Raw genomic sequence first — 21,465 nt, forward strand, 5'->3', positions numbered from 1 at the left:
GAATGTAAAACATCCAGCTTTTATCAATTTTTGATTGAAATATTTTTAATTGGCTTCCGCATACTTTTTGAAATTATCAAGAATTGCCTGCCAGCCTCCTTTCTGCATTTCTTCAGGATTCTGGCTTTCAGGATCAAAAGCTACATGTACATGGGTTTGGCCATTGTTTTCTTTAAAGTCAACATGTACCTGTCTTCCGTCCGGCATGGTATAAGTAAAGTTTTCACCATCTTTTATTTCATTGTAAATGGCTTCAAAGTCGAAACCGAAACTTCCGTCTTTGGCTTCCATTCTCGCTGCATATTTTCCACCTACTTTCATATCATTGGAAGCAGATGGGCATTGCCATGAAGGATCAGCAAAGTTCCATTGAGTGATGTGTTCAGGATGGGTGTAATAATTCCATACTTTTTCTGCATCTGCACTGATGATGGCAGAAACTGTGATTTTGTGGCTCATTTTTATGGGTTTAATGTTAATAATAATTCGTCAAGCTTTTCAAGAGTAGCCATCATTCCCTGTTCCATTCCCATTTCGATAATGGTTTCCAGATCTGCTAAGGATTGATAGGTCACAATAGTTTCTACAAGGGTATTCTCATTTTTATCCGTGAAAGATACTACCCATTCTGCTTGAGGAAGATCTATATTGATTTCTCCCTTTTCATTGCAAAACGCATCACTTGAAGTATAAGAATCAATTGGATTGATCTTGTGATAGCCAACCCAGCTCCAGTATTCTTTTCCGTCAGGTTCTACCATTGCATAATGCCAGTGTCCACCTTCACGGAATTCCATAGATTTTGTTTTGGTAGTAAATGGTTTGGGAGCGAACCAACGATCAAGAAGGTCACTTTTCGTGTAGCAATCCCATACCAATTGTCTGTTCGCCATAAACTCACGTCTGATGGTTAAGGTGTTCTTTTCCTTATCTGCAAGGAAATCGAACTGAAGAAGATGTTTCATATTAATATTTTTATAGTTTGGTTGTCGTATTAAACTTTATTTCTGCTGGCTTTTCAAAGTTGCCAGTAACGTGTCAAGCTGTTCGAAACGGCTTTCCCATATCTTTCTGAACTGTTCCAGCCAATGGTCTATTTCTTTCATTTTATCAATTTCTAGAAAGTAATAAATTTCTCTTCCCTGATGGTTTTGAGTCACCAATTCACACTCTGTCAGAATTTTCAGATGTTTTGAAACGGCCTGTCTGGTCGTATCAAAATGCTCTGCTATGGCATTGGGCGTCATCGCCTGTACTGCGATCAGTGCAATAATAGCTCTTCGTGTAGGATCTGCTATAGCCTGAAAAATATCTCTTCTCATAGGTGATAATTTTTAAATGAAACTATATGGTTGCAAATATATGTGCAACTTTTCGGTTTCGCAATTTTTTTTGATGAAATTTATAAATCAGAAACTGAAAAACAATAGATAATGTTTATTAATTGATTTTAAATCAGGTGTTTGTAGTAGGCTTGGGTAAGTTTTATCTTTTATTTTCCCGCATGGCTTTGATCAATCGGTCATTTCTTTTGTCTGCTCTTTCATTATTTAAAGAAAGTACAGCCCAGATTGCCGCAGGAAGCCATCCGATCAGAGTGATCTGTAAAATAAGGCAGATAATTCCGGTGAAAACTTTTCCACGGACCATGAAAGATAAGAAGGGAAGTAAGATGGCTAATAACATGATTTTAAGTTTTTAATTAATTTGATTTTACCGGGACTGAGGATCAAAATACGCTTTAAAAGTGAGAGGATCTTCCGTTTTATTCTCTGCTTCTTCTAGATATTCCAAATACTCTTCCTGATGTTTCTCCATATAAACAAGCACAATAGCGAGATTTACAAAAAGATTTTTGTCTTTTGAACCCAAATCTAATGCCGTTTTTAAATACTCCAATGCCTTTTCATTTTCTCCCATATCCGAGTAAATAGCCCCAATATTGATTAAAGCCGAAGTGTTTTCAGGCTCAATCAATAAAATTTCATCTAATTCTTTAACCAACAGATCATTTAAAGTATCCCAATGGTCTTCATTTTCCCATCTTTTAGCCTGAAGTTTTTTTACGTTTTCTAATCTTGTTGTTATCGTACTCATTATTTAAAATTACAGAATGGATGTTTACTATAAGGTGCAAATTTAGCTTTTTACTCTTTAAGTCTATTCAGTATGGCAGCTTTCAGGATTTCAATGTTGATATCTTTCAACGCTTTGAATTTAATACAATATCCTGTTACACTGGCTTTCCCTATTTTATCTCCATATGTTTTGGCTAAATAGGCCTTATCACCGATATTCATAATGTAGATAGAAATTCCTGTGGTATTGGCACTCATTCCAATCTGATAAAAATCTCTGGTTTTTCCATCTGCATACTGCATGGTATATGATCCATATCCGATATTGGGATTGGAAACGGTTTTATTTTCACTGTTTTTACCATCCAGAAACCACAGCTGGCATTCCGGGATGAGCTCCACAATAATATTGTGGAGTTCCTGCATATCATTGCGTTTCAGTTCCGGCTGACTGTTGATGTAGCCCTGGATTTGTTCTTGAATGGTCATAGATCAGGAATTGATTTTGAAATTATCGAGCGACTAATTTAAAACAAAAAGAACAGCAATCGCTGTTCTTTATATTGTATTTTCTGATCTATGGGATCAATTCTTTTATTGTTTTCTCTGTTTTCATCAGTTCACCTTGTGGAATCTGATGATGAAGATAGGTGAAAAGCAAATTGGTGACCCAGCTATTTTCAACCTGGTGAATGTAGTAAGAGCAAATCAAACCAAAATCATCCGAAATATAAGCCGGAAGATCTGAAGAACCGGTACTTCTGAACGTGGAAACAAAAATCTCCTTTCGGATATCACTTATCTGGTCTTCTGTTTCTTCATCAAAAGCTTTTTCTTCAATCACCTGATACGCTTTCATCCATTCATCAGAAAACTCTGCAGAATCTCGGTTGTCAAGAATTTCATCAATCTTTTCTGGAGTAGTATTGTCAAGAGCTGTTTTTAAAGATTGATTAAAAATAGCTTCCAGCATATTAATTTTTTCTGTCGTCATCTCAGTCTGTATTCTATCCAAACGCTCTTTTCAATAAGCTTTCCACTTTTGGTTCGCTGCCTCTGAAGCTTTTGTAAAGCTCCATCGGATCCTTTGTTCCACCTGAAGAAAGCAGTACTTTATACTTGGCTGCAATCTCAGGATTGAAGATTCCGTTTTCTTTGAAATACTGGAATGCATCGGCATCAAGAACTTCCGCCCATTTGTAAGAATAATATCCTGCGGAATATCCTCCCTGGAAAATGTGGGAGAAACTTGGACTCATTGCCGTTTCAGCGTTGGAAGGGTAGAGAGTGGTTGCTTTCGTATATTTATCTTCAAACTCTTTTACACTTTCATGTTCCAGTTCTGCCACTTTAGTGTGATAATTCATATCCAGAAGTCCGAAACCAAGTTGTCTTAAAGTCTGGTAACCTTCCATGAAATTTTTGGACTGCTCAATTTTTTCGATTTTTTCGTCAGGAAGAACTTCTCCTGTTTTATAGTGTTTTGCAAAAGTTTTTAGGAACTCAGGCTCATAGCAGAAGTTTTCCAGAAACTGTGACGGAAGTTCTACAAAGTCCCATTTCACAGAAGTTCCGGAAAGAGTAGGATATTGAGTATCCGCCATCATTCCGTGAAGAGCGTGCCCAAACTCATGGAAAAGAGTCGTCACTTCCTGGAAGGTCAATAAGCTAGGGGTATCTTTTGTCGGTTTGCTGAAGTTGCAGACAATTGAAATATGCGGACGGGAATTTTCGCCGTTTCGCTTATACTGGTTTTTGTAGCTGGTCATCCATGCACCGGCTCTTTTTCCTTTTCTTGGAAAATAATCAACATATAATAATGATTTGTAATTTCCGTTCTCTTTTACTTCATATACCTTTACATCTTCATGATATTTCGGAATGTCGTTTCTTTCCTCAAATGTCAGTCCGAAAAGTTCTCCAGCCAGCCCGAATACAGCATCCTGAACCTGATGTAATGGAAAATAAGGTTTTAATTCTTCATCATTAAGATCAAATTTCGCTTTACGAAGTTTTTCAGCATAAAATGCATGGTCGTAACCTTGCATTTCCTCAATTCCGTCAGCTTTTGCTAACGATTTTAATTCTCCAATTTCCTTATCAGCATAAGGTTTTGCTTTGGTAAGAAGTTCATTTAAAAAATCGAAAACTTTCACCGGAGACTTGGCCATTCTTTCTTCAAGAACGAAATCAGCGTAGTTTTTATATCCTAAAAGTTCAGCTTTTTGTTGTTTTAAATTCAGAAGTTCTTTAATCAAATTCTGATTGTCAAATTCTCCACCATCGAAAGACTTTTTACCATTGGCTAAAGCCAGTTCTTTTCTCAGTTCACGGTTTTCAGCATAGGTCATGAATGGAATATAGCTTGGATACTGTAAAGTGACTACCCAGCCTTCAAGATTCCTTTCTTTCGCTTCTTCCACATATTGATCAATGATCGCCTCAGGAATTCCTGCAAGATCTTCTGTATTAATGATATGTTTAAAATAAGCATTCGTAGAAGCCAGTACATTCTGTCCGAACTGTAAAGATTTTAAAGAAAGATCCATGCTGATTTTCTTTAATTTTTCTTTGTCTTCCTCATTCAATAAGGCTCCGCTTCTTACAAAACCTTTGTAGGTTTCATTCAAAAGCATTTCCTGCTCTTCATTCAGATTATATTTTTCCTTTTCATCATATACTTTTTTGATTTTGTTGAAAAGGGCTTCGTTTTGAGAAATTTTTGAAGAATATTCCGTTAAAATTGGTGAAACCTCCTGTGCAATCTGTTGGATTTCGTCGCTGGTTTCTGCAGAATTTAAGTTGAAAAAAATATTGGAAACCACATCCAGCTGCTCTCCGGAATATGCCAATGCTTCAATGACATTTTCGAAAGTAGGAGTTTCAGGATTGTTGACAATAGCCTCAATTTCTGCTTCAGATTTTTGAATTAACTCTTTAAATGCAGGAAGATAATCTTCATTTTTAATAAGGTTAAACGGTGCTGAATGATATGGTGTGTTAAATTTTTCGGTTAAAATATTCATTTTTTGATCTTTTTATATAAGGTAAATGTAATGATTCATCAGGAATCACAGCTGAAATGCTCAAAAATAATGCCTTACTGGCAAGTTATGACAAAAATACCTTATCTTTAATTAATCTTGTCATATGGAAAGAAGGAGTGATGTAGGAATATTTAATTTTGAGAACAGATTTAAAAATCATCATTAAAATAAATAACCTTAAATATATAGACTATGAAAACACTCTTAAAAATTATCGGTATCATCATCGTACTGATTCTTATCTATGCTGTCATTGCTGTGCTGGCTTTCAGTAAAGACTATCACTATGAAAAATCTGTTGTCATCAACGCACCTCAGGAAAAAGTATGGACTTATACGGGGAACTTAAAAGGATATAACCAATGGGATCCTTTCTCCAAAGCCGATAAAAATATTGTGATTACCTATTCAGGAGAAGGAGATAAATTAGGAGATTCTTATCACTGGAAGGGTGATAAAAATGTAGGGGAAGGTGAACAATCTATTACCGAACTGATCCCTAATCAGAAAATGGCGACAAAACTTCACTTTATAGAACCTTTTGAAGGAGATGCAAAAGCTAATATTGTGCTGACTCGTGAAGGGAATGGAACCAGAGTAACCTGGATGATAGATAATGAACTGAATAGTATGATGAAGATTATGAAGCCTATGATGGATAATAACATGGATAAAATGTTTGGCCAGGGTCTGGATAATCTTAAGAAATTAGCCGAAAAATAATAAGAAAGCCTTGTAAATTTTGCAGGGCTTTTTCTATGAGAACCTATTATTTGAATAAATCATATTTCTCTTTATTTTGTTATCGTTTTTGTATAAAGTCAAAGAAATATTATTCTAAAAATATTATCTTTATATAAAGAATAGATTGTATGGAGAAGATTGTATTTGAAAAAAGTGATATCAGAGACTTTGTGAAGACCACCATCGCAGAGAAAATTGAGAAGCTTAAAAACTTTATCGAATTTACCATGGAAGCCAGCCGTGACATCAAAAAAACTCCGAAATATGACAGCATGAGAGAAGAAATGCAGGAGGAAATTTATCAGATGCAGCGGCAACTCGGCGCATTGAATGATCTTAAGAGGAATATGGCCAAGGTTCTGAATACAGCTACAGAAAGGGTACAGCTCGGTTCACTGGTGATTACCAATAAAGCCAGGTTCTATATTTCTGTATCGCTGGGAGAGTTCTTTTTTGAGGGCGACAGATTCTACGCTATTTCTTCGGAAAGCCCCATGGCCAGAAAAATGATGGGAATGAGACCCGGAGACGAGTTTACCCTGAATAAAATCCATCAGAAGATTGTAGAGGTATTGTAAATAAGATTCTGCAGTATCATATAGTTATTCATCTTAATAAGATTAACTTCAGATTTATATTTGAAGTTTTATTTTTATTTAGTACCTTGCTATGCAAAATACTATACTATGAAATTTGAACAATTAAGAACAGGCAGAATTAATCAGTGGATCATTATTCACCTTCGTTATCTCGTAGGCTCTGCTTTTTTTCCATCAGGTTTAATAAAGCTTATGGGAGAGAGGTTTACCAGAATTTCAGCTGATAACCCAATCGGATACTTTTTTGAAGCTTTATATCAATCCGGATTTTATTGGAATTTTTTAGGACTGGCACAGGTGGCAGCCGGAATTTTACTGATGACACAGCGCTTTGCAACATTGGGTGCATTGATGTTTCTGGCTATCATGAGTAATATCTGGGTTATTACCCTCAGCCTTTCCTTTTCGGGGACCTGGATAATCACCTCCTTAATGATGGTTGCCGTACTGATATTGGTCATTTGGGATCAACATAAACTGCTTCCTGTTTTTAATTATAACAAAGCAAGTACCGTGAAGGAATATCCTGATCCCGAAAACAGATGGATCATTGCCGGGGTAGTATATTCCATAAGTTTTATTGTGTTATTTATGCTAAACCCGGCAAAAGGGGAAGTCTATGAAAAATGGCTGGGTATTCTGATTGCTTTAATCATTGCCGCAACATTTATCATAAGCAATTATCAGGCGTATAAAAATCGTAAACTGGCTATACATCCTTAACATTTTAAAATGAAGATTGAATTTCATGTTGTAAATTTGCAGGTATGAGTAAAGCAACCATTTTAAAAGAAATTATAGAGGAGAGAAGAAGTATTTTCCCGAAAGATTATACAGACACAGAAATATCTCAGGAAGTTTTGGAAGAGATTGTAAATTCTGCCACGTTTGCTCCCAATCACAAACGTACTAAGCCTTGGCGTTTCAAAATATTCAAAGGAGAAGAAAAAGCACAGCTGGCAGCAGAAATGCAGGCTATCTATAAGACCGTTACTCCAGAACAACTTTTTTTAGAAAAAAAATACAACGATATCGGTTTTAAAATCAATAAAGCCAATGTTGTGGTTTCTATTGTTGTCAACTTCAGCGGAATGGTTCCTGAATGGGAAGAAATAGCAGCGACTTCAATGGCGGTTCAGAATATGTATCTTAGCTGTACAGCAAATAATATCGGGTGTTACTGGAGTTCTCCTAAAATCGTGGACGAGCTGAAAGACTCTCTGACCATTGAGGAAAACCAGAAGTGCCTTGGACTTTTCTATATGGGAAATTTGGAATAAATAGCCCTGATGGAGCGGTTTGTTTGAGCTCTTTTTCTTTGCAGAAGAAAAAAGCGAGTAGCGAGAGCAGGTTCCCGGCTTCTGAAAAAATGAATTTTATAAAACTTTTCATTTGGAGCTTTTTACTTCAAACTTTTTTACTATCTTTGCACTCTTAAATATTTAACTGGGACGAGTTCCCGTAAAATTCAAACATTATGTCAGTAAAAATCAGATTACAAAGACACGGTAAAAAAGGAAAACCTTTTTTCCACATCGTGGTTGCAGATTCTAGAGCTAGAAGAGATGGTAGATTCATCGAAAAACTAGGTACTTACAACCCAATTACTAACCCGGCAACTATCGAATTGAACGTTGATTCTGCTGTAAAGTGGTTAAACAACGGTGCTCAGCCTACTGATACTGCTAGAGCTATTCTATCTTACAAAGGTGCTCTTTACAAAAAACACTTACAAGGTGGTGTAGCTAAAGGTGCTTTTGACGAAGCTGAAGCTGAAAAAAGATTCAATGCTTGGGTAGAAGCTAAAGATGCTAAAGTACAAGGTAAAGTAGAAGGTTTAGCTACTGCTAAAGCTGATGCTAAGAAAGCTGCTTTAGAAGCTGAAGTAAAAGTAAACGAAGCTAGAGTTGCTGCTGCTGCACAAGCTGAAGCTGATGCTAAAGCTGCTGAAGAAGCTGCTAATGCACCTGCTGAAGAAGTTGTTGCTGAAGCTACAGAAGGAGAAGCTCCTGCTGCTGAAACTGAAGAAAACACTGAAGCTTAAGAACAAAACCTGTTATGCGTAAAGAAGATTGCTATTTTTTAGGAAAAATCACACGCAGACATGGACTTGCGGGTAACGTGATCCTTAAATTGGATACCGATCAACCCGAGCTTTACAATAAATTGGAATCAATATTCGTTGAAATCAACGGATTATTGGTTCCATTTTTTATTGAAAAATCATCATGGAGCAAACTGGACGCTCTGAATCTTGCATTCAAAAACTCTTCTGAAGCGATGGTAGATCAGGTGTTGGGTAAAAGTGTTTACCTTCCACTTGCTTCACTGCCTAAACTTTCAGGAAAACAATTTTACTACCACGAAATTATCGGATTTGAAATTTTTGACCAGAATGACAACAACTGTGGAGTGATCAGATCAGTAAACGATCAGACAGCACAGGTGTATTTCATTACCAATCTGGATGGAAAAGAAGTGGTAATTCCTATGATCAAAGACTGGATTCTTGCAGTTGACAGGGAAGAAAGAACAATCAAAATGGAACTTCCTGAAGGTCTTATTGATGTATTTCTGGTTCCTTCCAAAAAAGACGAATAGTATTGCAATAAGCAATAAGCTATTCTTTCTCACTTTTCTACATTACTCATTACTGATTATTCATTACTCATTTTTAAGGCGGGTAAAAGATAATCCTGTACTATTTTTTCAGATTGCTGGTGTGCGTAGGGCTTGTTGTAGGCTTGCGCTGTAATTACTATGACAACTGGTATCTGAGTGAAAATAATAATTTTATTTCCCCCATTTCCACTGGATTGGAAAGCTTCATAACTTTTGTTTCCCACAGTATAAACTTTTTTCCAGAATAAATATCCATATCCTTCAAAATCAGGATTGTCTGTGAAGTAATTGGTGAAAGATTTCTGAATCCATTCTTTACTCAATAGGGTTTTTCCACTCCATACGCCATTATTTTGATATAATTGCCCGAATTTTGCAAAATCAAGTGCTTTCATGCGAAGTCCTCCTGCCAATGAAGGCTTTTGCTGGGGTGTAAACTGCCATTTGTAGTTTGTAATTCCAAGAGGTTGAAACAACTTTTGATGGGCATAATTTTTTAATCCCTGTGGAATAGTTTTATCCAGAATATCTCCGGATACTACTACTCCTGCTGTGAAATAACTCCAATTTTTACCAATGGGATTTTCCGTCATAGGAAGATCCAGAGTAAACTTTACCCAGTTTTCAGTAGGGTACATATTTTCTTCATTTCCGGGAGATTCGTAGTTCTCATCGTTTCCGTCAAACCCTGAACTCATTGTCAGTAAACTTTTGATAGTGACATTATCTTTTTGAGGAGAATAGTTTTTAAAGAGCTTCAGGTCATAAAATTCACTCAGTTTCTGGTTTTCACTTTTTAAATATCCTTCTTTAATAGCAATCCCCATTAAAGCTGAAGAAAAAGATTTTCCTACCGATCGTGTGTCCTGCAAAGAGTCTCTTCCGGATCCGTTGAAATATTCTTCCAGAAGAAGCTTTCCTTCTTTTATAATGACAATTCCGGTGATATTTTTGAACCTGTTCTCTGCAATTTTCTTATTCAGAGTTCTGATGCTTTCCGTATTGATTCTTTCCTGTGAAATATTCCAACCACTATTGGACTGAATAGGTTGAATGGCGATTTGCTGCTCTGTAGTGTTTTGAGCAGGAACCGTAAGATTGATTTGTCCTTCTGCAATGACTGATCCCGTTTGGATCGTAGAAGTATTGATATAAGGTCTGATTTCAATTTTTAAAATATGATTTCCTGCTGTCAGCGCATCAATTCCGTTATGAGCCATATAAAAACGCATCCATAAATACCTTCCCCAGGAATCTTCATTTTTGCTGCTGAGAAGAGGAATTCGTAAGCTGGTTTTGAATTTTTTATGGTCGGAAGTTCCCGCTCCTGTATTGAGATTTTCCTGATAAATAAGTTTTCCGTCTACATAAAATGAGAACTGATAATTTCCTTTTTTCAGCAGTTCATCCACAGAAAGAAGGGGTTCAAGCTGATGCAGATAATTAATCAGAGAGTTATCAAAGAAGGCATGAATACCAAGATCACCATTTTCCTGAAATATTGCAGAATTAAGAATATCCGAATCTCTCAGATTTTCCGTTGCTATGTTTTGGCTTAGAAAAACAATTTTTCCGGAATATTTTTTCTGAATTGGATTCTCTGTTTTTTCAACATTGATTATATCTTTTTTACTTTGTCCCTGATAGAAATAAAATGTGAAAATAAAGATCAATAATAGGATTGGTTTCATCTTAAAGAAGTATTTAAACAAAAATAATGAACTTCCTTATCACAAAATAGAATGAAATTAACATTGCTATTTTATAATGATCATTTCAAAGCAGTGCTAATTGAAAAGCTTTCTGAATTCTCCTGGTGACTGATTTGTTTTTTGCTTAAAAAGTTTGCTGAAAGACTGCGGATGCTCAAATCCCAGCTCATAAGCAATTTCACTTACGGATAAACTTGTGGTGCTTAATCGTTCTTTGGCAGATTCAATTAATTTATTCTGAATATGCTGTTGTGTATTTTGCTGGGTGTGAAGACGTAAAAGTGTTCCCAGATAATTGGGAGAAATATTCATCTGTTCAGCAATACACTTCACTGATGGAATTCCGTTTTCAAGGAGACTTCCGCTTTCGAAATATTGAGAAAGAATGTCTTCAAATTTGTATAACAATTCATGACTTGATTTTTTTCTGGTGAAAAACTGCCTTTCATAAAAACGGTCAGAGTAAACCAGTAATAATTCAATCTGGGCAATAATCAGTTCCTGTGTGAATCTATCGGTATTGGTCTGATATTCACGTTCAATGTTTTTAAAAATATCAACCAGGATTTTCTCTTCTTTATCAGAGAGGAAAAGAGCTTCTTTTACCTGGTAGCTGAAGAAGTCATACGATTTTATTTTTTTGGTTAATGAAGTATTCCACAGAAAATCGGGATGAATCAATAATAAAAATCCTGTAGGCTCTACTTCTACGTCCGGGTTGATTTCAAGACTTAAATATTGCTGCGGTGAAACAAAACACAGCACTCCTGAATTAAAATCATATTGCTGGTGCCCGTAATTGAACTTTGGTGTGACATTTTTTTTCAAACCAATAGAATAAAAATTCTGAATCCACTTCAGTTCCTCATTTTCTACAACATAACGAACCTTACTGTAATCGATCAAACTGATCAGCGGATGCTCAGGTTTCGGAAGACTGCAGAAAGTATGAAAATCTGATATAGAATTAAAACGAACGGGTTGTTTCATATAACGAAGTTAATTGTTTTTATAGAAAGTATAATACATTGATTCAAAAAGTCTTCGGCTCCGCTCAGACAGACTTTTCTAAAATTTTATATTTAATCCATGCATATAAATTAAAACATTCAGTATTAGAAATGTCATCCTGAGCGGAGTCGAAGGATATGATTATCATATTAAATTGCAGTAGAAACAGTAAGACTTTCCCATTGCTCAGCGTCTTTCTTTAAAATATCAATTTTGTTATTGAGAAACTCCATGGTTCCTACCCCTAATAATAAATGGACCGGAGGATTTTTCTCTTTACTGATCTGGATCAGAACATCGGCCGCTTTTTCAGGATCATTAGGCTGGTTTCCATTGATTTCGTTAAGGTGCGCCTGTTCCGAATTTCTTGCAGCTTCATAAGCCTGAATAGGATTTGAAGGCGTTTTCACAGAATCTTTGGTTAAGAAATCGGTACGGAAATATCCAGGATAAACAACCGTAGCATGAACTCCGAAGTCTTTTACTTCCTCTGCCAGCGCTTCCGTAAATCCTGCAACGGCAAATTTCGTAGAACAATAGATTCCCCAGCCTGGAAAATTAGCAGAGTATCCACCAACAGAAGAAATATTGAAGATGTTTCCTGATCTTTGTTCACGCAGATAAGGCATGGCATTTCTGATCACATTTAAGGTTCCGAAAACATTCACTGCATAATTTTCTCTTGCCTCTTCATCTGTCAGTTCTTCCAGCGTTCCGATTTGTCCATAGCCTGCATTGTTGACCACCACATCAATGCGTCCGAAGTGATGAACTGTTTTTTCAATGGCAGATTTGATGTCATTATTGTCTGTGATGTTGGCGCTAAGCGGAAGAAAATTTTCTGAAGTTTCTCCGATGGTGGAGATCAGGGATTCAACAGTACGGCTAGTAGCTGCAACCTGAAACCCTTTGGATAGTAATTTTTTTACCAGCTCGAATCCTAATCCTTTTGAAGCTCCTGTCACGAACCATACTTTTTTTGTTTCCATTTTTAAATATTTTTTTGTTTAAATGATGGTACAAAGATGGAAACTTACGAAAAGGTAAATGTAGCCGAATCGGGGAATGATGTATCCAAATCGTGAATGGTGTTATTTAACGCGTGTCATTCTGAATGAAATGTAATGAAGAATCTCAAACAATTGATGAATAACAAGATTCCTACCTTTTTAGAAATCGCAGATTGACCGTAGTCTATGACAAAATCCAAACTCCTCTTTAATTTCAAACAACTTTTAATGATTTTTCAGAAGATTTCTGTATTTCAGCGGTGTAATTCCTATATTTTCTTTGAAGCAGCGTGTAAAATGGCTTTGATCTGAAAAACCGCACCCTAATGCAATATCCGTTAAAGAATGGGATGAAGTGAGAAGTTCAAGAGACTTATTGAGTTTTAATTTTCTGAGATATTCACCCAGATTACAGTGGAAATATTTGTGAAAATCTCTGCTGAGATGAATAGGATGGATGTTCAGGGTTTTGGAAAGTTCTTTGAGATTAAGGCTTTCCGTAAAGCTTTCATGTAGAATTTCATTAATCTGTCCTACCCATAAAGGTTTTCTTTCTGTGCTTTCTTTTTGATGGGTCAACTGGCTGAAAAGATGTAGCAATAGTTGATTAAAAGCCAGTTCAAGTGAAATATCATCACCTTTGGTTTCTTTGAACATCTGATAAACCAATAGTTTTAAAGCCGGATCTTTTATGTTAAAACTGCCTTCCACTTTACTTTTCTGAATATCAAACCGGTCAAACCAACTTTGTGAAAGCTCAATATGAAAGCCTCTTGTGAAAATATCCGGTTTAATATTATAATGCGGATCTTCCCAATGATGGTACAATAATGTTCCGGCAGAACAGTCGTAGGCTTCCTTTCTGTTTCCTTCCGTCATATTCCCCTGAAGAAGAAAAGTGAAATAAGCATTTTCATGATAATGCCAGTCTACATAAGAATGAGTATACTCCGTATCGGTGATGGTCAATCCTTCTAAATTGACCCTTTGATTGGTGTCTCCAAAATATTCGCCGTTACGAAGTGTATTCATGATAAATTTTGTTTTAATCGGTCAATCTGTTCATACATTTTATTAAAAAACATTTTCCTTTCTCTGTTTCCTGATTCATTAAGTGATCTGGAGTTCTTGATCTGATGCTCAAAATAGCTCAGCGAATCTTCACACGTTATTTTATCATTGGTCATCATATATCCGAACATGCTGAAAGGTACAAAAAAGGAACATTGTTCTTCATTTTTGAATAGAATAGCGTTGTTTAAAATGACTAAATCATTCACATAGATCTGAAAATTACTTTTTTCCAGTGTTTTAATTTCCAGTCCTACCAGTAACTTTTTCAGGTCTTCCAGAATAAGATCTGCATCATTCTTTTTCAATAATCCCATTTCATAATAAAACGAAATTTGTCTCAATGCACTCATAATGGTGGTATCATTCCAGATTTCCGTTACGTTTTGTTTGTCGTAAAGATCTTTCAGCATTTCATTTTTTACAGAATGATATTTCATTGTGAACTCGTCAAAGGGACTTAAAAATTTATCCTGGTTCAACAAATTCATCCAGACATAAAACTTAAAACGGGACAGAACAGAATCTGAAATGGTATAGAAAAAAGGGATGTCTTTTGCGGAATAAAATACTTTGGAATTATTGATATTCTGAAAAACATTCAAAATCTTCAAGGAGTTCTCGAAATAGTTTAAAAGATCTTCGGTCGTTCTTACAGGTTGTGTTCTCTTAACGACTAATTGATTTTCCGTTCCCAGAAACTGATCCAGTGAGATCTGATAGTATTTGGCAAGCTCCAGAGCTTCCTCAAAACTGAACTTGGCTTTCAAAGAAGTCCTTCTGTGAGCCGCATCATAGCTGATATTAAGAATGTTGGCAATCTCGTCATTTAAAGATTTCTCCCCTATTTTTCTTCGGATTTCTTTCAGCAGAGCTTCCTGGTGCATAGTTTTGTGATTTTCACAAATGTAGTGTTTTTTGTGGAACCACTGAGAGTAACTTCCAGCCTCCTTCTTCAGGCTTTCAACCCGTATTTTGTGATTTTCGCAAACACGATGTTTTTTTTAATTTTTTTTCACATTCGGAACTGGAGTTTCTGCGGATAATTTTGAACTGTAATTTTTAAAACAACGAGTTATGAAAACACGAATTATATTATTAACAGCAGTTCTTTTAGTCAATAGTCTGGTTTATGCATCAGATAATCTGAAAGTGGATTCTTTGAAACCAAGACTGATTGCAGCTTCACCTTCAAAGACTACCAGAAATGTCAACGGAATTTTATTTAAATATTTTGACGAGGAAGAATATTTTAAGCCTAAAAAAGTAAATGGCTTAGCCATGGGATTCAATTTTGTAGGAATTTTTCTTCCGCCATTAATGCTTTTCAATTTACAACCGCCAGTTAACGATGATTATGTAATTGTTCCCCGCGAAAAGATGAATACCATTAACGGACTTCAGCTGTCGCTTATTAACCTGGAACCCACTGTTACCAATGGTTTGGAGATTAATGTTTCAAGTAATGTCAATACGTATGCAGTGACTAACGGAATGTCTGTTTCTCCGTTTTTTAATCTGCATCATGAGATGAAAGGGGTTTCTGTAGCGCCATTGGCGAATATCGGGCAGAAATGCCGGGGAATACAGATCGGTTTGTACAATCAATGTAAGGATTTCCGTGGAATACAGATTGGAGGATGGAATGAGAACGGAAGAAGGAAACTGCCTTTGATCAACTGGAATTTTAAGAAACAGAAAGTAAATAAAAAGTGATTATGAAACCCAAAATCAGATTTAAAAAAGCAACCTCTTCTTTCTACTCGGAATTGCGTAAAGAGGTAGATCTATTGCTGACGGATGAAGTGATGAAAAAGGCCGGAAGATTGATGATCATAAAATTCCTGTTGTATGCTCTGGCCTTTCTGCTTCTTTATGCTAATCTTTTCAATCCTTATATATCAGATAAGAACTGGCTGGTAACTTTGAATTATATTGCTTTAGGACTTACCGGAATATTGCTGGCTTTTAATTGTGCTCATGATTGTGTGCACAATACATTCTCAAAGTATAAACAACTCAACAGGATTATTTACTATATCACTTTTAATTTGCAGGGCGTAAATGCAAGACTGTGGAGGAAAAGGCATATTGCTTCTCATCATGTGTTTCCTAATGTGGATGGCTGTGATGCTGATATCGATGATAATATTTTTTTGCGCTTGTCTGTACATCATCCCAAAAGAAGAATCCATACCTACCAACATGTATATTCTACTGTGCTGTATTGTTTTTACACCTTGCATTGGATTATGATCAAAGATTTTATGTATGTAAGGAAGAAAGACCTGGCTAATCTCAGAAATCAGAAACATTCTATTCTATCTGTAGCAGAAGTTATCCTGCTAAAATTAGCTTACTTCGGCTATATGCTGATGTTACCAGTGCTTTTTACAGATATTTCGGTCATGACAATTTTCATCTCTTTTATTATCATGCATGTGACCATTTCACTGTTTTTTGTTCTGACCCTGATTATTTCTCATCTGAGTCTTGAAACTGATTTCCCCCAGGCAGATGAAAATGGATATCTGCCATATGATTATTATGAGCATCAGTTAGCCGTCTCTCTGGATTATCATCCAACCTGTAGTTTTGCCAACTGGATTTTCGGAGGGTTCAATTCCCATGCGGCGCATCATCTTTTTCCAGGTTTGCCACACACAGTTTATACCATTATTACTCCTGCAATCAAAAAAGCAGCTGCCAGAAACAATTTTCCATACCATGAGAAAAGTATTGTGAATGCCGTGGCTTCACACTATCAATACCTGAAACAATTAAGTAAATAATCAAGCCATGAAAAATTATCAACTAATAGTATTTTTATTTCTGTTTTCAGTACGTATTTTTTCACAAAATACAGCAAATGACACAGTAAATACCCAAACAGAAGAGCCTTTTGATTATAAAAAATATTATGACTGTGATTTCGGAGAAGGAAATGTTTTGATTGTTGTTAAAAAAGGAAAGGAATTTACAGATCTTACAGATTTGAGAAAATCCGGGAAAGGTTTTGCTATTAAAATGGAAGCCATATACAGTATGGAATTTGCGGATGGTCAGAGATATGAATCAAGTGTGGTGAAAACTATTACACAGGATAGTATTTCGATCACGAATTTTTTCAATGAGAATGCTGCAAAGCTTGCAGGAAAGCCTTTTCAATTGATTACTTATCCTCTTTCATCTTTGAAATATATTCGTTTTATTAATGATCGGATGTTATCTCTGTACAGTAAAAAAAATATTCAGAAGGATTTTAATCTTATTGTAAAGAAAATGGATCAGGCTAAAATGTGTCCTGCAGTTCTTCAGTTTAAAGACAGAAATGGTGAAATGAAGGTATGTCATTTTTATCTGACCTCTCAAGGATATGATCTTCTTTATGAGAGCAATGGAAGAGTGTACTATCTGGAAGGTAAAGTAGAATGGAAATGATATTAGAAAAAAGTATAATATTCAGAATGTATTCACTTTTTATTGAATTATTATCCCGGATTTTAATAAAAATATGGATGAATACATGGAAAAAAAGCAAAAGGAGTGGTGTATCTACTGAAGAAAAATAATATTTTTGTAATATAGCTAGGATGAATGATGAAAATAAAATCTTTACTACTGTTTTTGATTATAGGGGTTGTGTTTTATCATGCACAAACCCTGAATATTAGAAAAAATTCTCTGGAAGAACAGACTTATGAGGAATTGGAAAAAGAATTCTACAACAGTCCTGCGGGAGAAATAAACAGTAAAAGTATTGCCGATTATTATCTTAAAAGGGCAAAATCTGAAAAAAACACCACTCAGATTGCTGAAGGATATGTAATGCTTCATTTTGCAGAAGACTTACCCAACGCATTAAAATACTTAGACAGCTTACAGTACATCACAAAAAATTCCAAAGAAAATATCTATCCGGCGAGAATTTATTTGCTAAGAGGAAATTTATACTCTAAGAATGACAATCTTCAATCTGCATTCAATAATTATATCCTCGGACTGAAATATGCAAAAGAAAAAGGAAATAAGAGGCAGATTGCTATGGCCCATATCAGTATTGCCCATCTGAACAATTATATAGGAAAACATGCAGAGACAGCAAAAGTACTGAGACACTATGCTTATGATACAGATTATATGAATGAGGATGAGAAAAATTCTCTCAAACTGAATCTGGCAGATGCTTACATAGAGATCAATAAAATGGATTCTGCTTATGTACTGATAAAAGACGGGTTGCTGGATTCTAAAAAAAATAAAGATGTTTACCGATATCATCAGAATCTTGGGCTGCTTGGATATTATCATCTGCATTCCAGAAATTATCAGAAAGCCATTGATGGCTTATTGGAATGCGAAAAATATTTCTTTACAAATCATAATGGAAGTAAAAGAAACCAGAATTATACACTTTTGTATTTAGGAAAGTCCTATGCCGGACTTCAGGAAAAAGAAAAAGCCGTTGGCTTTTTCAGGAAAATAGATTCTCTGGTTCTTAAAACCAACTATATCTATCCTGAGCTGAGAGATGTATATACTTACCTTATTGATTATTATAAAGAAAACGGTGATAAGGAAAAGCAGCTGTATTATGTAGACCGTTTTTTAAAAGTAGATCAGGTGCTGGATATGCAGTTCAGGTATATTTCCAGAGAGCTTCCGAGAAGATATGATACTCCGGAACTTCAGCAGGAAAAAGAAAGCATAACCAATGAGCTTACGAAAAGAAAAAGTCTTTTCTATATTGTTTTAAGTCTATTGCTGATTTCACATTTATTATTTATCAACGTTTATTTTAAATATAAAAAATCTGAAAAGAACTACAAGAAGATTGCCCAGGATCTTATTCAATCTGTTAATGAAAATAAAAGCGAAAAAAACAGAGGTCCGGAAATTAAGAATGAAATTTCAGCAGCGCCTGTTCAAACAGTCAGTACAGAAAATGTTGAGGACAAAATATCGAGAACTATTTCTGAAGATATTGCCCAGACTATTTTAAAAGAACTTGAAATATTTGAAAACAATGATCAGTTTTTGAATAAGGGTATCACATTGGGAAGTCTTGCCAAAAAAATAAAAACAAACTCAAAATATCTGTCAGAAATTATCAATACTTACAAAGGGAAAAACTTTGCAACCTATCTCAATGATCTTCGTATTGATTATGCCATCAGCAGACTGGCCAATGACAAAAAATTCAGGTCTTATAAAATTCCTTTTATCGCTGAAGAATTAGGATATAATAATGAACAGGCCTTCACTTTAGCCTTCAAAAAACGAACCGGAACACCACTTTCTATCTACTTGAAAGAAATTGAAAATATGTCTTTGGGTTAACTTTAAGTTGTTGATATTTAGTTTTTTATTGTTTATAAATTCATGTTTTTAGGTATATAAATTTATGAATCTATAAAGCATTCCCTTGTTTCATTCTTCCACTTCCTGCATCTTTGCTTCAGGTAAAAACACAACCATTTATTTTGTATGTGCACAATACAAGATATCAGTTCCAAACTGTTGATCATAAAAAAAAAACAAGTCGGGAATTGTATCATAAAAACTAATAATGAAGGAGAGGATAAAAACTAATAACCAAGAAAACTAAAATGTAAATCATGAAGTAATTGTTCAGAATTTAGAGATGTAAAGTGTAGTGATCATTTAAAAATCATTAAACAGTAAATCCGGTTAATCCGCCACACAGTTTAAAAGTATAGTATAGTCTAAAAATGGATGTATAACCCGGTAATTTACCACGAACTTATCACTTAAAAACTAATAACCATTTCAATAAAACTAATTCCATGAAAACTCAGAGTAAAATCATATTTTATTCTTTTTAAAAGTGATAGTGTAAGTGTTTATTCCGGAGGTATTCCGGATATTATTGAAGTTCAGGACAATATTGAGTGGAAATGTAACCCTGAAATGCAGAAGATTTTGCAGAAGAAAAAAGGTGAATTTACTGAACGGAGAGTTTAAATACCTGTTAAATGATTTTTAAAGACAGCGCAATCATCAAGTTGCGCTGTTTTTTTGTAACTTTGCAGACATTAATTTTTATATAAAAAATTTATCATCAACAAATGAAAAAGCAAACGATCAAAGAAATCCTAAAGGATTACAAGAAAGTATTACATCATGACATTACAGTTTACGGATGGGTAAGATCCTTCCGTGCTAATCGCTTTATTGCGCTTAATGATGGTTCTACGATTAATAATTTGCAGATAGTTGTTGATTTCGAAAATTTTGATGAGGCTATTCTTAAGAATATCAGTACAGCTTCTTCCCTGAAAGTAGTAGGAGAAGTGGTGGAAAGCCAGGGAGCAGGACAATCTGTGGAAATTATCGCTAAAAAGATCATTATTTTAGGAGATAACTTTACAGAAGAACTTCAGAGTACAATTCTTCAGCCTAAGAAACACAGCCTTGAGAAACTTCGTGAGCAGGCTCACTTAAGATTCAGAACAAACCTTTTCGGAGCGGTGTTCAGAGTGCGTCACGCAGTAAGTTTTGCAGTTCACTCATTCTTCAACCAGAACCAGTTTTTCTATATCAACACACCAGTAATTACAGGTGCAGATGCGGAAGGAGCGGGTGAAATGTTTGGGGTAACCAACTTTGATCTGAACAACATGCCAAAAACTGAGGAAGGTGAAATTGACTTCTCTCAGGATTTCTTCGGTAAAAAAACAAACCTTACCGTTTCAGGACAATTGGAAGGTGAGACCGCTGCAATGGGATTGGGAAGAATTTATACTTTCGGACCTACTTTCCGTGCTGAAAATTCTAACACAACAAGACACCTTGCCGAGTTCTGGATGATTGAGCCGGAAGTAGCATTCAACAACCTTGAAGATAACATCGACCTTGCGGAAGATTTCTTAAAATATGTGATCCAGTATGTATTGGATAACTGCAAAGATGATCTTGAGTTCCTGGACAACCGTTTTGCGGAAGAACAAAAGACAAAACCGGAAAAAGAAAGAGCAAAAGAGGGTCTTATCGAAAAACTTCAGAATGTAGTAGCGAAGCGTTTCAAGCGTGTAAGCTATACGGAAGCGATCGAAATTTTATTGAACTCTAAAGAAAATAAAAAAGGAAAATTTGTTTACCCTGTTGAAAAATGGGGAACAGACCTTCAGTCTGAGCATGAAAGATATCTTGTTGAAAAACACTTTGAAAGCCCGGTAGTATTATTTGACTATCCGAAAGAAATCAAAGCTTTCTATATGAAACTGAACGATGACAAGAAAACCGTTGCTGCTATGGATGTCCTTTTCCCTGGTATCGGTGAAATCATCGGAGGATCTGAGAGAGAAGCAAGATTAGATGTTTTAAAACAGAAAATGGCAGATATGCACGTAGATGAGCACGAACTTTGGTGGTATCTTGATACCAGAAAATTCGGTTCTGTACCGCATGCAGGCTTTGGTTTAGGACTTGAAAGATTAGTTCTTTTCGTAACAGGGATGACGAATATCAGAGATGTAATTCCTTTCCCTAGAACACCGAAAAGCGCTGAATTCTAGAACAATAAAAAAAGCCTTAATCACAAGTTAAGG

At 35.5% G+C, this 21,465-nt stretch carries 24 protein-coding genes; 11 read left to right on the plus strand and 13 right to left on the minus strand.

What is annotated here, in order from left to right; all coding sequences use genetic code 11:
• Nucleotides 1-45: 45 nt before the first annotated feature.
• From A1704_RS12640 to A1704_RS12675, 8 genes are all read right to left on the minus strand, one after another.
• Nucleotides 46-459: an SRPBCC family protein gene (locus A1704_RS12640; protein ID WP_062673898.1), complete on the minus strand. Its 414-nt coding sequence runs from the start codon at nucleotides 457-459 to the stop codon at nucleotides 46-48.
• Nucleotides 460-461: 2 nt separating this feature from the next.
• Nucleotides 462-965, minus strand: a complete 504-nt coding sequence (locus tag A1704_RS12645) for an SRPBCC family protein (protein ID WP_062673900.1) — start codon at nucleotides 963-965, stop codon at nucleotides 462-464.
• A gap of 36 nt (nucleotides 966-1,001) precedes the next feature.
• Nucleotides 1,002-1,322: an ArsR/SmtB family transcription factor gene (locus A1704_RS12650; RefSeq protein ID WP_047378845.1), complete on the minus strand. Its 321-nt coding sequence runs from the start codon at nucleotides 1,320-1,322 to the stop codon at nucleotides 1,002-1,004.
• Between the two features lie 163 nt (nucleotides 1,323-1,485).
• Entirely contained in the window at nucleotides 1,486-1,686 is a 201-nt protein-coding gene (locus A1704_RS12655) for a YqaE/Pmp3 family membrane protein (protein WP_202967943.1), read from the minus strand.
• 27 nt (nucleotides 1,687-1,713) lie between these two features.
• A complete protein-coding gene (locus tag A1704_RS12660; protein ID WP_062673904.1) occupies nucleotides 1,714-2,097 on the minus strand; it encodes a tetratricopeptide repeat protein in 384 nt (127 codons plus the stop codon).
• Between the two features lie 50 nt (nucleotides 2,098-2,147).
• Entirely contained in the window at nucleotides 2,148-2,567 is a 420-nt protein-coding gene (locus A1704_RS12665; protein WP_062673906.1) for a DUF1801 domain-containing protein, read from the minus strand.
• 88 nt (nucleotides 2,568-2,655) lie between these two features.
• The gene (locus tag A1704_RS12670) at nucleotides 2,656-3,072 is read right to left on the minus strand and encodes a hypothetical protein (protein WP_062673908.1); all 417 of its coding nucleotides are present in this window, start codon (nucleotides 3,070-3,072) and stop codon (nucleotides 2,656-2,658) included.
• Nucleotides 3,073-3,085: 13 nt separating this feature from the next.
• Nucleotides 3,086-5,104 carry a M3 family metallopeptidase gene (locus tag A1704_RS12675; RefSeq protein ID WP_062673911.1) on the minus strand — a complete coding sequence of 673 codons (2,019 nt, stop codon included), beginning with the start codon at nucleotides 5,102-5,104 and terminating at the stop codon, nucleotides 3,086-3,088.
• A 213-nt stretch (nucleotides 5,105-5,317) separates the two neighbouring features.
• Here A1704_RS12675 and A1704_RS12680 point away from each other — a divergent pair, with 213 nt between their 5' ends.
• From A1704_RS12680 to rimM, 6 genes are all read left to right on the plus strand, one after another.
• The gene (locus tag A1704_RS12680; protein WP_062673913.1) at nucleotides 5,318-5,848 is read left to right on the plus strand and encodes an SRPBCC family protein; all 531 of its coding nucleotides are present in this window, start codon (nucleotides 5,318-5,320) and stop codon (nucleotides 5,846-5,848) included.
• Between the two features lie 149 nt (nucleotides 5,849-5,997).
• Nucleotides 5,998-6,447, plus strand: a complete 450-nt coding sequence (locus A1704_RS12685) for a hypothetical protein (protein WP_062673915.1) — start codon at nucleotides 5,998-6,000, stop codon at nucleotides 6,445-6,447.
• Nucleotides 6,448-6,555: 108 nt separating this feature from the next.
• Complete coding sequence (locus A1704_RS12690) at nucleotides 6,556-7,191, plus strand: DoxX family membrane protein (protein ID WP_062673917.1); 636 nt, start codon at nucleotides 6,556-6,558, stop codon at nucleotides 7,189-7,191.
• Nucleotides 7,192-7,235: 44 nt separating this feature from the next.
• Nucleotides 7,236-7,748: a nitroreductase family protein gene (locus A1704_RS12695; protein WP_062673919.1), complete on the plus strand. Its 513-nt coding sequence runs from the start codon at nucleotides 7,236-7,238 to the stop codon at nucleotides 7,746-7,748.
• A gap of 197 nt (nucleotides 7,749-7,945) precedes the next feature.
• The gene (locus A1704_RS12700) at nucleotides 7,946-8,512 is read left to right on the plus strand and encodes a 30S ribosomal protein S16 (RefSeq protein WP_062673921.1); all 567 of its coding nucleotides are present in this window, start codon (nucleotides 7,946-7,948) and stop codon (nucleotides 8,510-8,512) included.
• A 14-nt stretch (nucleotides 8,513-8,526) separates the two neighbouring features.
• Nucleotides 8,527-9,069, plus strand: a complete 543-nt coding sequence (rimM, locus tag A1704_RS12705; protein ID WP_062673923.1) for a ribosome maturation factor RimM — start codon at nucleotides 8,527-8,529, stop codon at nucleotides 9,067-9,069.
• A 56-nt stretch (nucleotides 9,070-9,125) separates the two neighbouring features.
• Here rimM and A1704_RS12710 read toward each other — a convergent pair whose 3' ends face one another.
• The 5 genes from A1704_RS12710 to A1704_RS12730 form a co-directional block, all read right to left on the minus strand.
• Nucleotides 9,126-10,781 (minus strand): serine hydrolase domain-containing protein, encoded by a 1,656-nt coding sequence (locus A1704_RS12710; RefSeq protein ID WP_062673925.1) that lies wholly within the window; start codon nucleotides 10,779-10,781, stop codon nucleotides 9,126-9,128.
• Between the two features lie 96 nt (nucleotides 10,782-10,877).
• Nucleotides 10,878-11,792: a helix-turn-helix domain-containing protein gene (locus tag A1704_RS12715; RefSeq protein WP_062673927.1), complete on the minus strand. Its 915-nt coding sequence runs from the start codon at nucleotides 11,790-11,792 to the stop codon at nucleotides 10,878-10,880.
• A 170-nt stretch (nucleotides 11,793-11,962) separates the two neighbouring features.
• Complete coding sequence (locus A1704_RS12720) at nucleotides 11,963-12,802, minus strand: SDR family NAD(P)-dependent oxidoreductase (RefSeq protein WP_062673928.1); 840 nt, start codon at nucleotides 12,800-12,802, stop codon at nucleotides 11,963-11,965.
• A 246-nt stretch (nucleotides 12,803-13,048) separates the two neighbouring features.
• On the minus strand, nucleotides 13,049-13,855 hold the full coding sequence (locus A1704_RS12725) for a helix-turn-helix domain-containing protein (RefSeq protein WP_062673930.1): 807 nt from the start codon (nucleotides 13,853-13,855) through the stop codon (nucleotides 13,049-13,051).
• Nucleotides 13,852-14,781: a helix-turn-helix domain-containing protein gene (locus tag A1704_RS12730; protein WP_062673932.1), complete on the minus strand. Its 930-nt coding sequence runs from the start codon at nucleotides 14,779-14,781 to the stop codon at nucleotides 13,852-13,854. The genes A1704_RS12725 and A1704_RS12730 overlap by 4 nt, the downstream gene beginning before the upstream one ends.
• A 190-nt stretch (nucleotides 14,782-14,971) precedes the next feature.
• Here A1704_RS12730 and A1704_RS12735 point away from each other — a divergent pair, with 190 nt between their 5' ends.
• The 5 genes from A1704_RS12735 (at nucleotide 14,972) to asnS (ending at nucleotide 21,432) form a co-directional block, all read left to right on the plus strand.
• Nucleotides 14,972-15,610: a hypothetical protein gene (locus A1704_RS12735; protein WP_062673935.1), complete on the plus strand. Its 639-nt coding sequence runs from the start codon at nucleotides 14,972-14,974 to the stop codon at nucleotides 15,608-15,610.
• A 2-nt stretch (nucleotides 15,611-15,612) separates the two neighbouring features.
• On the plus strand, nucleotides 15,613-16,686 hold the full coding sequence (locus A1704_RS12740) for a fatty acid desaturase family protein (RefSeq protein ID WP_062673937.1): 1,074 nt from the start codon (nucleotides 15,613-15,615) through the stop codon (nucleotides 16,684-16,686).
• A 7-nt stretch (nucleotides 16,687-16,693) separates the two neighbouring features.
• Nucleotides 16,694-17,335, plus strand: a complete 642-nt coding sequence (locus tag A1704_RS12745; RefSeq protein WP_062673939.1) for a hypothetical protein — start codon at nucleotides 16,694-16,696, stop codon at nucleotides 17,333-17,335.
• 156 nt (nucleotides 17,336-17,491) lie between these two features.
• Entirely contained in the window at nucleotides 17,492-19,234 is a 1,743-nt protein-coding gene (locus A1704_RS12750) for a helix-turn-helix domain-containing protein (protein WP_062673940.1), read from the plus strand.
• 749 nt (nucleotides 19,235-19,983) lie between these two features.
• On the plus strand, nucleotides 19,984-21,432 hold the full coding sequence (gene asnS / locus A1704_RS12755; RefSeq protein WP_062673943.1) for an asparagine--tRNA ligase: 1,449 nt from the start codon (nucleotides 19,984-19,986) through the stop codon (nucleotides 21,430-21,432).
• Nucleotides 21,433-21,465: the final 33 nt, after the last annotated feature.

The organism is Chryseobacterium cucumeris (assembly GCF_001593385.1).
GTDB classification, from domain to species: Bacteria; Bacteroidota; Bacteroidia; order Flavobacteriales; family Weeksellaceae; genus Chryseobacterium; species Chryseobacterium cucumeris.

Excerpts from the sequence above, each read along its gene's own strand:
- A1704_RS12640 (WP_062673898.1), bottom strand. The coding sequence starts at position 459 with ATGAGCCACAAAATCACAGTTTCTGCCATCATCAGTGCAGATGCAGAA.
- A1704_RS12645 (WP_062673900.1), bottom strand. The coding sequence starts at position 965 with ATGAAACATCTTCTTCAGTTCGATTTCCTTGCAGATAAGGAAAAGAAC.
- A1704_RS12650 (WP_047378845.1), bottom strand. The coding sequence starts at position 1,322 with ATGAGAAGAGATATTTTTCAGGCTATAGCAGATCCTACACGAAGAGCT.
- A1704_RS12655 (WP_202967943.1), bottom strand. The coding sequence starts at position 1,686 with ATGTTATTAGCCATCTTACTTCCCTTCTTATCTTTCATGGTCCGTGGA.
- A1704_RS12660 (WP_062673904.1), bottom strand. The coding sequence starts at position 2,097 with ATGAGTACGATAACAACAAGATTAGAAAACGTAAAAAAACTTCAGGCT.
- A1704_RS12665 (WP_062673906.1), bottom strand. The coding sequence starts at position 2,567 with ATGACCATTCAAGAACAAATCCAGGGCTACATCAACAGTCAGCCGGAA.
- A1704_RS12670 (WP_062673908.1), bottom strand. The coding sequence starts at position 3,072 with ATGACGACAGAAAAAATTAATATGCTGGAAGCTATTTTTAATCAATCT.
- A1704_RS12675 (WP_062673911.1), bottom strand. The coding sequence starts at position 5,104 with ATGAATATTTTAACCGAAAAATTTAACACACCATATCATTCAGCACCG.
- A1704_RS12680 (WP_062673913.1), top strand. The coding sequence starts at position 5,318 with ATGAAAACACTCTTAAAAATTATCGGTATCATCATCGTACTGATTCTT.
- A1704_RS12685 (WP_062673915.1), top strand. The coding sequence starts at position 5,998 with ATGGAGAAGATTGTATTTGAAAAAAGTGATATCAGAGACTTTGTGAAG.
- A1704_RS12690 (WP_062673917.1), top strand. The coding sequence starts at position 6,556 with ATGAAATTTGAACAATTAAGAACAGGCAGAATTAATCAGTGGATCATT.
- A1704_RS12695 (WP_062673919.1), top strand. The coding sequence starts at position 7,236 with ATGAGTAAAGCAACCATTTTAAAAGAAATTATAGAGGAGAGAAGAAGT.
- A1704_RS12700 (WP_062673921.1), top strand. The coding sequence starts at position 7,946 with ATGTCAGTAAAAATCAGATTACAAAGACACGGTAAAAAAGGAAAACCT.
- rimM (WP_062673923.1), top strand. The coding sequence starts at position 8,527 with ATGCGTAAAGAAGATTGCTATTTTTTAGGAAAAATCACACGCAGACAT.
- A1704_RS12710 (WP_062673925.1), bottom strand. The coding sequence starts at position 10,781 with ATGAAACCAATCCTATTATTGATCTTTATTTTCACATTTTATTTCTAT.
- A1704_RS12715 (WP_062673927.1), bottom strand. The coding sequence starts at position 11,792 with ATGAAACAACCCGTTCGTTTTAATTCTATATCAGATTTTCATACTTTC.
- A1704_RS12720 (WP_062673928.1), bottom strand. The coding sequence starts at position 12,802 with ATGGAAACAAAAAAAGTATGGTTCGTGACAGGAGCTTCAAAAGGATTA.
- A1704_RS12725 (WP_062673930.1), bottom strand. The coding sequence starts at position 13,855 with ATGAATACACTTCGTAACGGCGAATATTTTGGAGACACCAATCAAAGG.
- A1704_RS12730 (WP_062673932.1), bottom strand. The coding sequence starts at position 14,781 with ATGCACCAGGAAGCTCTGCTGAAAGAAATCCGAAGAAAAATAGGGGAG.
- A1704_RS12735 (WP_062673935.1), top strand. The coding sequence starts at position 14,972 with ATGAAAACACGAATTATATTATTAACAGCAGTTCTTTTAGTCAATAGT.
- A1704_RS12740 (WP_062673937.1), top strand. The coding sequence starts at position 15,613 with ATGAAACCCAAAATCAGATTTAAAAAAGCAACCTCTTCTTTCTACTCG.
- A1704_RS12745 (WP_062673939.1), top strand. The coding sequence starts at position 16,694 with ATGAAAAATTATCAACTAATAGTATTTTTATTTCTGTTTTCAGTACGT.
- A1704_RS12750 (WP_062673940.1), top strand. The coding sequence starts at position 17,492 with ATGATGAAAATAAAATCTTTACTACTGTTTTTGATTATAGGGGTTGTG.
- asnS (WP_062673943.1), top strand. The coding sequence starts at position 19,984 with ATGAAAAAGCAAACGATCAAAGAAATCCTAAAGGATTACAAGAAAGTA.